Source organism: Bifidobacterium rousetti, assembly GCF_008698235.1.
In the GTDB taxonomy this organism is placed as follows: domain Bacteria; phylum Actinomycetota; class Actinomycetes; order Actinomycetales; family Bifidobacteriaceae; genus Bifidobacterium; species Bifidobacterium rousetti.
Map to the genome: position 1 here is coordinate 125,014 of NZ_PEBH01000010.1, position 14,632 is coordinate 139,645.

A 14,632-nucleotide genomic window follows, 5' to 3' on the forward strand; every position below is an offset into this window, starting at 1 on the left:
ATGACTTCCGCAACTGCGAACGACGTCACGAACGACGCGACTTCCCTCGCGAACGACGTCAAGAATTCCAACAACCAGTCACTCGGCGTCATGCTCGGCAAGAGCCTGCCGAACGCGTTCCGCAAGTTCGACCCGCGCAACATGTGGCACAACCCCGTCATGTTCATCGTGTGGGTGGGCGCCGCGTTCCTGACGCTGCTCGGCATCTGCCAGCTGTTCGACGCCTCGCTGTCCAACGGCGAGCCGGTCTACTTCACGTGGATCGTCGCGATCGTGCTGTGGGCCACCGTGCTCTTCGCCAACCTCGCCGAGGCCGTGGCCGAGGGCCGCGGCAAGGCGCAGGCCGACGCGCTGCGCAAGACCCGCACCACCACGCCCGCCCGCATCGTGCGTGGCTACGACGAGAAGAACGACCCGGACGTCCGTGGCCCCGAAAAGGGCGAGGGCCCGGCCTACATCGAGGAGATCCCGAGCTCCGACCTGAAGCTCGGCGACGTGGTCGTCGTCTCCGCCGGCGAGCTGATCCCGGGTGATGGCGACATCATCTCCGGCATCGCCTCGGTCGACGAGTCCGCCATCACCGGTGAGTCCGCCCCCGTCATCCGCGAGTCCGGCGGCGACCGTTCGTCCGTCACCGGCGGCACCCGCGTGCTGTCCGACCGCATCGTCGTGCGCATCACCCAGAAGCCCGGCGAGTCCTTCGTCGACAAGATGATCGCCCTGGTCGAAGGCGCCAACCGCCAGAAGACCCCGAACGAGATCGCCCTCGACGTGCTCCTGAGCTCCCTGACCATCATCTTCCTGGTCGTCGTGCTGTGCATCAACCCGCAGGCCTCCTCCGTCAACGCCTCCGTGAGCCTGACGGTCCTGATCGCCCTGCTTGTGTGCCTCATCCCGACCACCATCGGCGCCCTGCTGTCCGCCATCGGCATCGCCGGCATGGACCGTCTGGTCCAGCGCAACGTGCTCGCCACCTCCGGCCGCGCCATCGAGGCCGCCGGCGACGTCACCACCCTGCTGCTCGACAAGACCGGCACCATCACCTACGGCAACCGTCAGGCCTCCGAGTTCCACGCGCTGCCGGGCGTCGACCACGACGAGATCGTCAAGGCCGCGGCCCTGAGCTCGCTCGCCGACTCCACGCCTGAGGGCCAGTCGATCGTCGCCCTCGCCAAGACCGAGGGCTTCGACCTCGACGAGGTCCCGGGAGCCGTCTCCGTGCCGTTCACCGCCGAGACCCGCATGTCCGGACTCGACCTGCCGAACGGCGACCGCATCCGCAAGGGCGCGACCTCCGCCGTCGAGGCGTGGATCGACAAGGAGGGCGGCGTCATGCCCTCCGAGGTCCGCGACGCGCTGCACGACCGTGTGTCCGCGATCTCCGGACAGGGCGGCACCCCGCTCGTCGTCGCCGAGCAGAACGCCGCCGGCGAGGCCCGTGTCCTCGGCGTCGTCCAGCTCAAGGACGTCGTCAAGGAGGGTCTGAAGGAGCGTTTCGCCGACCTTCGCAAGATGGGCATCCGCACCGTCATGGTCACCGGCGACAACCCGTTGACCGCCAAGGCCATCGCGGCCGAGGCCGGTGTCGACGACTTCATCGCCGAGGCCAAGCCGGAGGACAAGCTCGCCTACATCAAGAAGGAGCAGGCCAGCGGCCAGCTTGTCGCCATGACCGGTGACGGCACCAACGACGCCCCGGCCCTCGCCCAGTCCGATGTCGGCGTCGCGATGAACTCCGGCACGTCGGCCGCGAAGGAGGCCGGCAACATGGTCGACCTCGACTCCGACCCGACCAAGCTCATCGACATCGTCGCCATCGGCAAGCAGCTGCTCATCACCCGAGGCGCCCTGACCACCTTCTCCATCGCCAACGATGTGGCCAAGTACTTCGCCATCATCCCGGCCATGTTCATGGAGAAGTTCCCGGGCCTCGGCGTGCTCAACATCATGGGTCTGCACAGCTCGCTGTCCGCCGTGCTCTCCGCGATCATCTTCAACGCGATCATCATCGTGCTGCTGATCCCGCTGGCGCTCAAGGGCGTCAAGTACCGCGCCGAAGCCGGTGAGAAGATCCTCGGCCGCAACCTCAAGGTCTACGGTCTGGGCGGCATCATCGCACCGTTCATCGGCATTTGGATCATCGACCTGTTCGTCCGCCTGATCCCGGGCTTCTGATCGGCCCCGCGTCAACAGGCAATTCAAGGAGCGAATGAAATGAAATCCTCTATGTCACTGAACCTGCGCAGCTACTGGGCCGGCTTCAAGGCGGTGATCGTCTTCACCGTGATCGTGATCGTCTACACGTTCGTGATGACCGGCATCGGACAGCTCGGCATGCCCGACAAGGCCAACGGCTCGATGATCACCAACTCCCAGGGTGAGGTCGTCGGCTCGTCGCTGATCGGCCAGTCCTTCACCGACGAGAACGGCGACGCCCTGCCGCAGTACTTCCAGTCCCGTCCGTCCGCGGCCTCCGACCCGAACAAGGACGAGGACAACCAGGGCTACTACGCCGCCGCGTCGTCCGGCACCAACAAGGGCCACGCCGACGAGGACCTCATCAAGAGCACGACCGAGCTGCGCAAGGCCATCGCCAAGCGCGAGGGCGTGAGCGTCAAGGACGTGCCCGCCGACGCGGTGTCCGCCTCGTCGTCCGGCCTCGACCCGGAGATCAGCCCCGAGTACGCGGCCATCCAGGTCAAGCGCGTCGCCAAGGAGCGCGGCCTGAGCGAGGAGAAGGTCGAGTCGCTGGTCAAGCAGAACACGACCGGCCGCGGCCTCGGTTTCGTCGGCGAGTCGACGGTCAACGTCGTCAAGCTGAACCTCGCGCTCGATGAGCTCAAGTAGCCATTCCGAGTGATTGACATCCCTCAGGGGTGATGGCGTGAAGTGTCCGACGCCGTCACCCCTGAAGGTGTTTTATAACGTATAGTCGAAGGCAACGGGACAAGGGGAAGGCGGGAACGCATATGGCCGAGGCGCGAGGAACGTTCACGGTGCTGCTCGGCGCCGCGCCGGGCGTCGGCAAGACCTTCGCGATGCTCAAGGAGGGGCATCGCCTCAAGGACGAGGGCAAGGACGTGGTCATCGCCCTGCTCGAGACCCACGGGCGCAAGAACACCGCCGAGGCGGCCTACGGACTCGAGATGGTGCCGCGCCGGCGCGTGCGCTACCGTGGCATGTGGCTCGAGGAGATGGACCTGTTCAGCATCATCGAACGCCATCCCCAGGTGGCGCTCGTCGACGAGCTCGCCCACACCAACGCGCCCGGCTCCGTCCACGAGAAGCGCTGGCAGGACGTCGAGGACCTGCTCGACGCCGGCATCGACGTCATCACCACGATCAACGTCCAGCACATCGAATCGCTCAACGACGTGGTGCGCGAGATCACCGGCAGCACGCAGAAGGAGACCGTGCCCGACAAGGTGCTGCGCTCCGCCTCGCAGGTCAAGCTCGTCGACCTGCCGCCCGAGGGGCTGCGCGAGCGCCTCTCCGCGGGCCTCGTGTACAAGCCCGATCGCGTCGACGCCGCGCTGAGCAACTACTTCCGCGTCGGCAACCTCACCGCGCTGCGTGAGCTGGCGCTGCTCTGGCTGGCGGGGCGCGTCGACGAGACGCTGAACACCTACCGCACCGAGCATCACATCCGCGCCAAATGGGAGACTAGGGAGCGCGTCATCGTCGCACTGTCCGGAGGCCCCGAAGGCGAGCAGCTGCTGCGCCGTGGCGCCCGCGTCGCCCGCGCGTCGGGCGGCGGCGACCTGATCGCCGTGCACGTGACCCCCGAGGACGGGCTTGCGGGGTCCAACCCGGCGCTGCTCATCAAGCAGCGCGAGCTCGTCGAGAAGCTCGGCGGCACCTACCATCAGATCGTCGGCGAGGACATCGCCGACGCCCTGCTCGACTACGCGCGCGCCAACAACGCCACGCAGGTCATCGTCGGAGTCTCCCGCCGGGGCTTCCTCGCACGCTGGTTCGGCAGGCCTTCGACCCCCAACGGGATCATCGAGAAATCCGGCGACATCGACGTCCATATCGTCACCCACACGTTCGCCAACCGGGGGCTCGCCGGGCTGCGCATCCCCTCGCGCCGGCATTCGCCGATCGCCCTCGGGCGTCTGGTCGCCGGCCTCGTGTTCGCCCTCGTCTCCGTGGCCGCGGCCGCATGGATGCTCGGGACATTCAGCTCGACGGACTTCGCGCAACGCGACGCCCTGATCCTGCAGCTGCTCGTCGTCATCGCGGCGGTCATCGGCGGGTTCATCCCCGCGACCGTGTCCGCCATCCTCAGCGGTCTCGTCCTCGACTTCCTGTATACGGAGCCGATCGGCACCTTCCATGTGATGCACGCCTCCGATGTCGCCACCATCATCCTGTACGTCGTCGTCGGCATGATCGTCTCCGCCGTCGTCGACCGGGCCGACTCCCACACGCGGCAGGCGCAGCGCGCCAGCGCCGAGTCCGAGATCCTCGCCTCTGTGGCCGGTTCGGTGCTCCGCAGCGACGATCCACTCGAGGCGATCGTGCACCGCACGCGCGAGGCGTTCGGCTTCAGCTGCGTGCGCGTCGTGCAGGACGGGCACGTCATCATCTCCGACGGCGAGCCGGGCGCGTCGCCGGACGCCGTGGACGGCGAAGGCGGTCAACGCACCGCCGCCGGCGACGCCATCGCCGTCGAGGAACCCGAGACCATCTCGCGCGACGAGCACGGTCCGTCGCTCAAACTCTACGGGCGCTCGGTCGAGGCGTCCGACCAGCGCATGCTCATGGCGATCCTCTCCCAGATCGAAACGGTCATCGAACACAACGATCTGGAACGCAAGGCGCAGGAGGTCGGGCCGCTCGCCCAGGCGGAGAAGGTGCGCACCGGACTGCTCAACGCGGTCAGCCACGACCTGCGCAGGCCGCTCGCCTCCGCCACCGCCGCCGTCTCCGGACTGCAGCGCATGGGCGACACGATGGACAAGCGCGACCGCTCCGAGCTGCTTTCCGTGGCCGCCAACGGCCTCAACCAGCTCACCAAGCTCGTCACCGACCTGCTCGACGTCTCGCGCATCCGCGAGGGTGCGCTGCCGCTGTCGCTTGTCGCCACCGACGTGGGGGAGGAGATCATCCCCCTGTTCGACGAGCTGGGCATCGGGCCGTGGACCGTCGACCTCGACATCGCCCCCGACCTGCCGCTGGTGGTCGCCGATCCGCCGCTGCTGCGCCGCGCGCTGTCGAACGTGGTCGTCAACGCCCTGCGGTTCACCCCGAAGGACAAGCGCGTGCGCATCGCCGCCTCCGCGTTCAACGGCGTGGTCGAGATCCGCGTCGCCGATCAGGGGCCGGGCGTGCCGGACGATCGCAAGAACGACATCTTCCTGCCGTTCCACCGCCTTGGTGACACGGACAACAGCACCGGTCTCGGCCTCGGCATGGCCCTGTCGAAGGGATTCGTCGAGTCGATGGGCGGCTCCATCACCCCGGAGGACACGCCGGGCGGGGGATTGACCATCGTCATCACCCTGCGCGCCGCCGACCGGGTGCTGCGCGTCGGCCAGCTCATCCCGAAGAACGAGCGTCCCGATCCGTCGGATATCCTCGAGCAGGACACGCTCAAGGTCTCCGGCGCGGTGTCCGACGTGATACTGCCGTTGCCGGGCAAAGGCAATTCGGACGAGCGGGGGCTCGACCGGTTCATCACCTACGGCATCATGCGGGGCGGGGAGAAACCCGACTCCGACGACAAACCGCAGGCTCCGGACAGCGTAAAAGGTGACGACACCGATCACAACGACGCCGATCGTGACGACACCGGTCACACGGCAGACCGCACCGGGCATACAGGGAAAGACCACACGGGGAAAGGGAGTGACGAATGATGAAGATTCTGGTAGCCGACGACGATCCGCAGTTCCTCAAGGCGCTGAAGATCACCCTGCACTCGCAGGGCTATGACATCGTCACCGCGCGTGACGGCGTCGAGTGCATCACGGTCGCGGTCAAGGAGCACCCCGACCTGTTCGTCCTCGACCTCGGTATGCCGAGGATGGACGGCATGGGCGTGATTCAGGGCGTGCGCGGATGGACCGAGGCACCGATCCTCGTCGTGTCCGGACGCACCGACGCGCGCGAGAAGGTCGCCGCGCTCGATGCGGGCGCCGACGACTACGTGACCAAGCCGGTGTCGATCGACGAGCTGCTGGCTCGCATCCGCGCGCTGCTGCGCCGCGTGGCGCTGGAGGGCGCGAGCGAGAACGCGGCGCCGCTGACCCGATTCGGCGACGTGACCGTTGACCTCAACGCCAAGGCCGTGTTCCGTCAGGACCACGGCCGACAGGTGCGCATCAGGCTCACCCCCACCGAATGGAAGGTGCTCGAGGTGCTGGTGCGCAACGCGGGCAAGCTCGTCACCCGTCAGGACCTGCTCACCGAGATCTGGGGCGCGAGCCACGTCAAGGACACCGGCTATCTGCGCCTGTACATCTCGCAGCTGCGCAAGAAGGTCGAGCCGAACCCCGCCCATCCCCGGTATCTCAAAACCGAACCGGGAATGGGCTATCGCCTCGACATCGCCGGCGATGCCAAGGAAAACGGAGAGACCGGGGACAGCGGCAGCGCCGCGGACCCGGCCTAGCCGATGAGGTCGGCGATCGCGTCGGGGATGGCGGCGATCACGTCCGAGGCGATGATCGGGTGCCCGATCGTCTCGAAGCGTGAGGCGCGCGTCATGCCGAACAGCTCCGGCGGCTGCCAGCCGTACTGCTCCGATTCGGATGCTGCCCCCGCAGCCACGCCGTGCAGGTACGCGGCCGCGGCGGCGGTGTCCGCGACAAGCGCCGCGTCATAGGACAACGGGGAGCCCATCCGCCCGCCGTCGCCGTCCAGATCGTCGTCCATCTGCGCGAGCAGGGCCCCGGTGATGCCGGCGAGCACGTCGCCCGCGCCGGCAGTGCCCAGCCACGCGGGCGCGCTGCCCGAGACCATCGGATGACCGCCCTCGCCCGCGACGATGGTCGCGGCCCCCTTGAGCAGCACCGTCGCGCCGGTGTGTTCATGCGCCTCGAGGGCGTACCGGAGCGGCTCACGTTCCACCTGTTCGCGCGTCACGCCCAGCAGCCGCGCAAGCTCGCCCGCATGCGGCGTGAGCACGACCTGAGGGGCGACATGGTCAGGCAGGAGATCAAGCGCCCCCGCGTCGACGACGATCGGAGGCATCGTCAGGGCGCGCACGTCGGCCGTCCCGGCGTCGTCGGTTCCGGCACCGGGCGCGCCGGCCGCCATATCGGCGGCGTCATCGCCGTCCGTGTCCGTGTCGCCGTCCGTGTCCGATGCGTCCGCGGGAGCGCCGTCGACCGTGTAGAAGGCGAGCAGCGCCGCGATCGTCTGACGCTGGACGTCCTTCAATTCCGGGTCCCCGTCGTTGTCCGGCACACCGGACCCCACGACCCACGACTGCACATGGCCCTTGCCGATCACGGCCTCGGGCAACGCGGCCAACACCATGTCCTGCGCGCGCTCCGGGCCGAGATAGCGCACCATCCCCACGTTCGTGCGGGCCGCGGCCCTCGCCGTGAGCACCGCCGCGCCCGGATAGCGGGACGATCCGGTGACGAGCCCCACCACGCCCCGGGTGTACTTCATATCCGCCACACGCGGCAGCCGGATGGCCTCCGCGGCCAGATCGCGCGACATCGCCTCGACCGAAGGCTCCACGCCGTCCAGGTCGAAGCCGAAGTCGACCAGCGTGATGTGCCCGCACGCGAACGTCGCCGGCGGCAGCATCGCGCACGGCTTCATCGCGCCGAACATCACCGTCTCGTCGGCGGGGATGTAGGCGCCGGTCAGCGACCCGTCGTCCACGCCGACGCCGGAGGGCGTGTCCACCGCAAGCACCAGCGGCAGATCCACATCCGCCGTCTGGCGGTTCGGCATCGCCGGACGGTCCGGGAGCGGCCCCTCGTCGCGGTCCACGCCGAGGGACGCGGCGAGCGTCCCCGGGATGCCGCGCAGCTCGCCGTTGAGCCCGATGCCGGTCATCGCGTCGATGACCAGATGCGAGCGGCTCGCCAGCCTGATCGCCGCCTTGAGGCGCTCGCCGGCCTCACCGGGGGTGAACCCGGACGAGCAGCCGGGGATCTCGGCCTCGGGGTCAAGCACCAGCACCCTGCCGCCCGCCTGCACGAACGCGGCGAACGCGGTGTCGTGCAGGGTGCGTCCGGTGGCCACCGCGGTGACCTGCGCACCCTCGTCGGCCAGCGCGGCTGCGGCGAACAGGCCGTCCCCGCCGTTGTCGCCGGCTCCGGCGAGCAGGGTCACGACCGCGTCCTCGATGTCGATCTCGGCGTCGTCGAGCATGCGCGCGGCCACATGCGCGGCGGCGTTGGCGGCCATGCGCATCAGCGGCACGCCGTCCTCGAGCAGCGGCCGTTCCATGTCGCGCACAGCGGCCACGTCATATGCGGCGTTGAGCAGGGTATCGCGGCGTTCCGAATCGTTCCGGGTGTCCATGTGGCCTCCTTAAGACCATGCGATTCGACTTGACCTTCCGTCGCCGGCGCGGGGCCGGTTCCGTGAGCTCCAGTCTAGTCCGTCAATCCAGTGCGTGCCCGTGGCGCGGGGAACGCACGGTATGCCTCACGCTATAGTGGTTGGTCGGCAAAACGGCCGGATGCGCCGATGCGGGGCAGACGCGCGGATCACGGCGAAATCACGACGACGACACGGAAAGCGGCAGGTGGGGTATGGCGATCGATGCACAGGGTCTGGAGATTCAGATCGGCGCGCGTACGTTGCTGCATCCGACCGACTTCCACGTCGCCAAGGGCGACAAGATCGGTCTGGTGGGGCGCAACGGCGCCGGCAAGACGACGCTCACGCGCGTGATCACCGGCGACATGCTGCCCACCTCCGGCAAGGTGCGCGTCTCCGGCAAGCTCGGCTACCTGCCGCAGGACACGCATGCCGCCGATCCGGAGCAGACCGCGCTCGACCGCATGATGAGCGCGCGCGACATCGCCTCGATCATCGCGCGGCTGCGCAAGGCCGAGAAGGAGATGACCGACCCGGACCCCGACGTCATGTCCAAGGCGATGAACCGCTACGACAAGGCCATGCAGGACTTCGACAAGGCCGGCGGCTACGCGGCCCAGTCCGAGGCCATCACGATGGCCGCCTCGCTGGGGCTTCCGCAGGACGTCATGGAGCAGCAGCTCGGCACGCTCTCCGGCGGCCAGCGCCGACGCATCGAACTGGCGCGCATCCTCTACTCGAACGCCGACACGCTCATCCTCGACGAGCCCACCAACCACCTCGACGCCGACTCGATCGAATGGCTGCGCGGCTACCTCAAGAAGTACGAGGGCGGCTTCCTCGTCATCTCCCACTCGACCGAGCTGCTCGACGAGGTCGTCAACAAGGTGTGGCACCTCGACGCGCAGACCGGCGGCATCGACATGTATTCGCTCGGCTGGAAGGCGTACCTGCACCAGCGCGTCGTCGACGAGGAACGCCGACGCCGCGAGCGCGAGGTCGCCGAGAAGAAGGCCGAGCGTCTGATGAAGCAGGGCATCCGCCTGCACGCCAAGGCCACGAAGGCCGTCGCCGCGCAGAACATGATGCGCCGCGCCGAGAAGCTCCTCGAGAACACCTCCGAGGCGCAGAAGGCCGAGAAGGTCGCCGACATCCGCTTCCCGGAGCCCGCGCCCTGCGGCAGGACGCCGATCATGGCCAAGGACATCTCCAAGGCGTACGGCTCGAACATCGTGTTCGCCGGCGTCAACCTCGCCATCGACAAGGGCTCGCGTGTCGTCATCCTCGGCTACAACGGCGCCGGCAAGACCACCACGCTGCGCCTGCTCGCGCACATCGAACAGCCCGACACCGGTTCGGTCGAATACGGCCACGGCTGCAAGATCGGCTACTTCGCACAGGAGCACGACACCCTCGATCTCGACGCCACCGTGCTCGAGAACCTCACGCATGTGGCGCCCGACCTGAACGACACGCAGGCCCGGTCCATCCTCGGCTCGTTCCTGTTCTCCGGCGACGACGCGCTGAAGCCGGCGCGCGTGCTGTCCGGCGGCGAGAAGACCAGGCTCGCCCTGGCCACGCTCGTCACCTCCCGCGCCAACGTGCTGCTGCTCGACGAGCCCACCAACAACCTCGACCCCGCCTCGCGCGACGAGATCCTCAAGGCCATCGCCAAGTACGAGGGCGCGATCGTGCTCGTCACCCACGACGAGGGCGCCGTCGAGGCGCTGAACCCCGAACGCGTGCTCCTCATGCCCGACGGCGACGAGGACCTGTGGAACGACTCCTACCTCGAGCTGGTCGCCGAGGAGTAGTCGACACTCTCCAGGCTCCCCTTGCCGGGGGAGCTGGCCCGCGAAGCGGGACTGAAGGGTAGCCGATATACCGACAATAACTGGCCGTTTCCGATCGCTCGACAGTCAGTCGAAGAATCCGTTATGCCGTCCGGCGGGCGCCGTCCCGCCTCCCGTGCGCGCGGCCCTGCGGCGACTGGCCCTGCGCGAGTACTCGAACACCTCGGTCTCGGTCGGCTCGGGCTGGTTCGCCCATCCGATGCCTCCACGGGTCAGCGGGTCCTGCGCGTCGATATGCTCGCGCATCAGCGCTATCGCGCGGCGGATGTTCCCCTCCCCGGCTCCGGTGTCGGCTCCGGTCCCGACTCCGGTGTCGGAGCCTGTCGGCGGATCGCAGGATGGCCGTCCCGATCCCCGTCCCCAAGTGACGTCGAGCCCCCGTTCATCGAGCCCGCACTCGATCTGGTCGAGATACTCCCGCTGGCTCTGCATCCGCTCGTGCAGCGCCGCCTCGTCGCACAGGGCCATGTACAGCCGTTCGATGTGGCATCGCCTGCGTGAGGCGTTGCTCGCCTCCTCCTGTTCACGCGCCCGGCGGCGCACCTCACCGCAGCGCACCATCTCCTCGGTGAGCATGTCGAACAGGTTGGGGATGCGCGTCTCGACCAGTGTCTGGTCGGAGTCCCGGCTCGTCTTGATCCGGTAGTGCGCGATGTCGCTGTCCACCCTGACCAGCATCGTCCCCGTGGGCTCGAACCGTGTGGATCGCTGCGCCTGCCATATCGGCGTGCCGTCCGACGACGCGCGGTCGGCGAGGGACCGCGGCTTCGATTCGGTGCCGTTCCGCGACCGTTCCGAGACGTGGAAGGACAGCAGATCGCCCTGTGGCGTGGCCACGACGATGTGCGGCCACGCCCATTTGGCGCGTCTCGCCCTGTCGAACAGTCCCGGCGAGGGGTCCATGACGTTCAGCCCGCGTGCCGACGCCTCCCGTCCGATGACGTCGATCAGCCCCATCGCCCGCTCGACCCGGGGCGGGGAGACGTACTGGTGGTCGACGTCGTCGGCGAACAGCGCGGTCCATCGGCCGACGCTCGACGCGCCGCCGTCCCGGTCGTCGCGCCCGCCGTCCTGTCCGTTGTCATGTGCGTCATGTCCGTCATATGTGTCATGCGTATCACGCCGGTCCGTGTATCCGCCTCGTGCGATGTTCGTCGAAATCATGAGAGGTCCTTCCCTGAATCTGTCTGACACGGTCCCCATTGACCGTCGCGCCGGTCCGGCGACCTGCGCGTGCACCCACCTTGCCACGTCCCGCGAGGCACGGCAAATACGGGGTCGTCGACTGTGCACAACCCCGTCGTCATGTGGATAAGACGGATGGGACGATCAGCGGACGGCGAGATCCACGATCCGATCGCACCATCCGGCCGCGAGCTCCTCGTCATGCGTGACGACCAGCACGGCTCGCCCCAGATCGGCCAGATGACGCAGCAGACGACCGACCTGCTCCATATGGAACCGGTCCAGACCGCTGGTCGGCTCGTCGAGCACGATGAGGTCCTTGCCGCACATCAGCGCCGACCCGATCGCCACACGCTGCTTCTGCCCGCCCGACAGGCTCATCGGATGACGGTCGGCGAACCGCGTGAGATCCAGATCGTCCAGGATGCGATCGCAGCGCTCGCGCACGGCCGGGTCCGTCCCGTCCAGACCGAGCGTGATCTCCTCACGCACGCTGTCCGAGAACAGCTGGTAGTTCACGTCCTGCATGACCAGGAACCCGGCGCGCGTCAGCTCGTGCGGGCGGGCCGTTGCGCCATCGAGCTCGACGCGTCCCGCCAGCGGCTTCGCCAGACCGGTCAGCGTGCGCACCAGCGTCGTCTTGCCGCATCCATTGGGGCCCATCAGCCCCACGATTTCGCCACGGCGCAGGACCAGATCCGGGATCGCGCGGCTGAACGCGGCGGATGCATCGCCGCCGGAGGCGCCGACACCGCCGCGGCCGCCGGGACCACCGGGACCACCGGGACCACCGAAACGGAACCGGCGGCGCCTTGCGTATCCGACCGTCAACCCGCGCGTGCGCAGCAGCGGGACGTCCCGCGCGGCGTTCGTCTCACGTTCCGCCTCACAGGAGGCAAGCTCCCGGACGCGCCTGCGGTACGGTCCGAGATCCAACGCGCGCAGCCCCATCGCCGCCACACAACCGGAGGACAGCCTGAGGAACTCGTCCGCCGCGTACTCGCGGACGATCCGCCCCGCCTCGAACACCACATACCGGTCGGCGACGCCGTTGAGCCACGCGAGACGATGCTCGGCGACCAACACGGCCATCCCGTCCGCCTTCATGCGCATGACCATATCCCGCATATCGTCGATCGCCCGCGCGTCGAGATTGCCGGTCGGTTCATCGAGCACGACCAGACGTGGTTCCAGCACGCTCGCCGCGGCCACCGCGATACGCTGCTTCTGCCCGCCCGACAGGCCGAAGACGCTGCGTCCCATGAGATGCGTCACGTCGAATCGCCGCGCCACTGCATCCACGCGCCTGTTGATCCCGTCCGGGTCCATCCCCATGTTTTCGCAGGGGAACGCCAGCTCGTCCGTCGTGTTCGCGTTGAAATACTGCGTCTTCGGATTCTGGAACACGCTGCCCACCAGCGGCGTCAGCCGGTCGATCGGCACCCGCGCCGCGTCGAGGCCGCAGGTGATCGCACGGCCCGAGAACGCGCCGCGGAAGAAGGACGGCGCCAGGCCGTTGACCACGCGGGTCAGCGTCGTCTTGCCGCATCCGCTCGCGCCGCACAGCACCACGCACTCGCCGGCCCCCACGGTCAGGGACACGTCGTCCAGCGCGGGGGAGGAGTCCCCGGCGTCCGCCGCATAGCGGAACGACACGTCCTCGACGAGCACGTCGGCCGGAACCTCGGCCGGGACCTCGCCCGGGTCGACGTGCCGGATCGGGTCAATGGTTCCCATCGCATCCATCGTCACACCACCCCCATGGCATCCAGCGCAAGCGGCAGCGTGCACACCGCCATCGCCGCCCAGTCGACGGCCCCCATGTGGATCACCGTGCGCGACGTATGCGCGCCCTCGCGGCCGAGGCCCTTCGTCAACGCCGCCACGGACAGATCCTGCGCCACGTTCGTCGCGTTCATCAGCAGCGGCACGATCACATACTCCAACGACTGCGCCGGATGACGCACCCACGCGAACGCGCCCGCGGCGACGCCGCGCAACGCCATCGCCTCGCGGATGCGACGGTAGTCGTTGAGGATCGTCGGGAAGAACCGGATGATCACCACGCACGGTACCACCACCGCCTCGGGCACGCGCATGCGGCGCATCGCGCATACGAACGCGCTCGCCGACGTGGTGGAGAACGCGTATGCACCAGTCATGAAGCACGGCATCATCATGATCATGCCGACGGCCAGCGCCGAGACCACATGCAGCTGGGGCACGCCCAGCGCGTCGGGATCGAGCATGCCGAGGACGTAGAGCGCCGCGTACGCGAGCGCGAACCGCGCCGCCATGCGGGTCCGTCCGGCGGCGATCATCGGGATCAGGAACAGGGCCGCCATCACCGCCTGCGTCGCCGATCCGGCGTGGAAGAACAGCATGAGGTTCGCGAGCAGGAGCAGATACAGCTTCGCACGCGGGTCGAGCGACCGCGCGTGCGAAGCGTCGGGGCGGAGCGGGGCCTCGGTCATCAGGCGATGCCGGCCTTGGCGAAGTGCTTCCTCATGAGGCGCTGGCCGAACCATCCGCCGAGGGCCGCGCACACGAGGATCGCGCCCATCGACAGCGCGAACGTGCCGGTGTTGATGTTGGCGAACACGCCGTCGATGTACGCCGCGTCCTTGCCGCGCGCCTCGAGGCTCGCCACGTAGGCGTCCTTCATGAACCACAGCGGCAGGATGGGGCCGGTGAGACCGTACGAGAAGACCACGTAGGAGACGAGCAGCAGCGCCTTGTTGCGGTAGGCGCCGGCGCGCGCGATCAGGTCGGCGGCGACGGGGAAGACGACGCTGGCGACGAACGAGAGCGCGAAATGGCCGGAGACGAACAGGAACAGGCCGATCACGAGGCCCATCACCGTGATGCCGCCGAACTTGCCGAGGCGCGCGTTGAGCAGCATGAACACGGGCCCGGAGATCAGGGCCGCGATCGCCGGCAGGAAGATCGAGCCGAAGCCGCCGGTGAACACCGTGCTGATCAGTGTGGCCACGCACACCATCACGAAGTACAGGGCCGCGAAGACGCCGATCGTGATGAGGTCGGCGGTGGCGAGCCTCTTCGACGGGGCGGTCGGGGCG

At 68.3% G+C, this 14,632-nt stretch carries 10 protein-coding genes; 5 read left to right on the forward strand and 5 right to left on the reverse strand.

What is annotated here, in order from left to right:
• The 4 genes from kdpB to CSQ85_RS10665 all read left to right on the forward strand — a co-directional run bounded on the left by kdpB (position 1) and on the right by CSQ85_RS10665 (position 6,619).
• Entirely contained in the window at positions 1-2,175 is a 2,175-nt protein-coding gene (gene kdpB / locus CSQ85_RS10650) for a potassium-transporting ATPase subunit KdpB (RefSeq protein ID WP_107041665.1), read from the forward strand.
• Positions 2,176-2,214: 39 nt separating this feature from the next.
• Entirely contained in the window at positions 2,215-2,847 is a 633-nt protein-coding gene (kdpC, locus tag CSQ85_RS10655; protein WP_107041666.1) for a K(+)-transporting ATPase subunit C, read from the forward strand.
• A 122-nt stretch (positions 2,848-2,969) separates the two neighbouring features.
• Complete coding sequence (locus CSQ85_RS10660; RefSeq protein ID WP_150384019.1) at positions 2,970-5,864, forward strand: ATP-binding protein; 2,895 nt, start codon at positions 2,970-2,972, stop codon at positions 5,862-5,864.
• Positions 5,861-6,619, forward strand: coding sequence for a response regulator (locus tag CSQ85_RS10665; RefSeq protein WP_190973014.1), 759 nt, complete (start codon positions 5,861-5,863; stop codon positions 6,617-6,619). Before CSQ85_RS10660 ends, CSQ85_RS10665 begins: the two co-directional genes overlap by 4 nt.
• Here the strand turns inward: CSQ85_RS10665 and CSQ85_RS10670 are convergent.
• Positions 6,616-8,493 carry a bifunctional ADP-dependent NAD(P)H-hydrate dehydratase/NAD(P)H-hydrate epimerase gene (locus tag CSQ85_RS10670; RefSeq protein WP_150384020.1) on the reverse strand — a complete coding sequence of 626 codons (1,878 nt, stop codon included), beginning with the start codon at positions 8,491-8,493 and terminating at the stop codon, positions 6,616-6,618. The two genes, CSQ85_RS10665 and CSQ85_RS10670, sit on opposite strands and share 4 nt — an antisense overlap.
• A 233-nt stretch (positions 8,494-8,726) precedes the next feature.
• On the opposite strand from CSQ85_RS10670, the gene CSQ85_RS10675 reads away from it, so the two are divergent.
• A complete protein-coding gene (locus CSQ85_RS10675) occupies positions 8,727-10,328 on the forward strand; it encodes an ABC-F family ATP-binding cassette domain-containing protein (protein ID WP_150384021.1) in 1,602 nt (533 codons plus the stop codon).
• Between the two features lie 105 nt (positions 10,329-10,433).
• On the opposite strand, the gene CSQ85_RS10680 is transcribed toward CSQ85_RS10675, so the two are convergent.
• The 4 genes from CSQ85_RS10680 to CSQ85_RS10695 all read right to left on the reverse strand — a co-directional run bounded on the left by CSQ85_RS10680 (position 10,434) and on the right by CSQ85_RS10695 (position 14,589).
• Positions 10,434-11,531 carry a hypothetical protein gene (locus CSQ85_RS10680; protein ID WP_150384022.1) on the reverse strand — a complete coding sequence of 366 codons (1,098 nt, stop codon included), beginning with the start codon at positions 11,529-11,531 and terminating at the stop codon, positions 10,434-10,436.
• A gap of 165 nt (positions 11,532-11,696) precedes the next feature.
• A complete protein-coding gene (locus CSQ85_RS10685; RefSeq protein WP_223846946.1) occupies positions 11,697-13,289 on the reverse strand; it encodes an ABC transporter ATP-binding protein in 1,593 nt (530 codons plus the stop codon).
• 11 nt (positions 13,290-13,300) lie between these two features.
• The gene (locus tag CSQ85_RS10690; protein WP_150384023.1) at positions 13,301-14,026 is read right to left on the reverse strand and encodes an energy-coupling factor transporter transmembrane component T; all 726 of its coding nucleotides are present in this window, start codon (positions 14,024-14,026) and stop codon (positions 13,301-13,303) included.
• Positions 14,026-14,589 (reverse strand): MptD family putative ECF transporter S component, encoded by a 564-nt coding sequence (locus CSQ85_RS10695; protein WP_150384035.1) that lies wholly within the window; start codon positions 14,587-14,589, stop codon positions 14,026-14,028. The genes CSQ85_RS10690 and CSQ85_RS10695 overlap by 1 nt, the downstream gene beginning before the upstream one ends.
• Positions 14,590-14,632 lie beyond the last annotated feature (43 nt).

Coding starts and splice junctions, on each gene's coding strand:
- CSQ85_RS10675 (WP_150384021.1), top strand. CDS start 8,727: ATGGCGATCGATGCACAGGGTCTGGAGATTCAGATCGGCGCGCGTACG.
- CSQ85_RS10665 (WP_190973014.1), top strand. CDS start 5,861: ATGATGAAGATTCTGGTAGCCGACGACGATCCGCAGTTCCTCAAGGCG.
- CSQ85_RS10690 (WP_150384023.1), bottom strand. CDS start 14,026: ATGACCGAGGCCCCGCTCCGCCCCGACGCTTCGCACGCGCGGTCGCTC.
- kdpC (WP_107041666.1), top strand. CDS start 2,215: ATGAAATCCTCTATGTCACTGAACCTGCGCAGCTACTGGGCCGGCTTC.
- kdpB (WP_107041665.1), top strand. CDS start 1: ATGACTTCCGCAACTGCGAACGACGTCACGAACGACGCGACTTCCCTC.
- CSQ85_RS10680 (WP_150384022.1), bottom strand. CDS start 11,531: ATGATTTCGACGAACATCGCACGAGGCGGATACACGGACCGGCGTGAT.
- CSQ85_RS10660 (WP_150384019.1), top strand. CDS start 2,970: ATGGCCGAGGCGCGAGGAACGTTCACGGTGCTGCTCGGCGCCGCGCCG.
- CSQ85_RS10685 (WP_223846946.1), bottom strand. CDS start 13,289: ATGGGAACCATTGACCCGATCCGGCACGTCGACCCGGGCGAGGTCCCG.
- CSQ85_RS10670 (WP_150384020.1), bottom strand. CDS start 8,493: ATGGACACCCGGAACGATTCGGAACGCCGCGATACCCTGCTCAACGCC.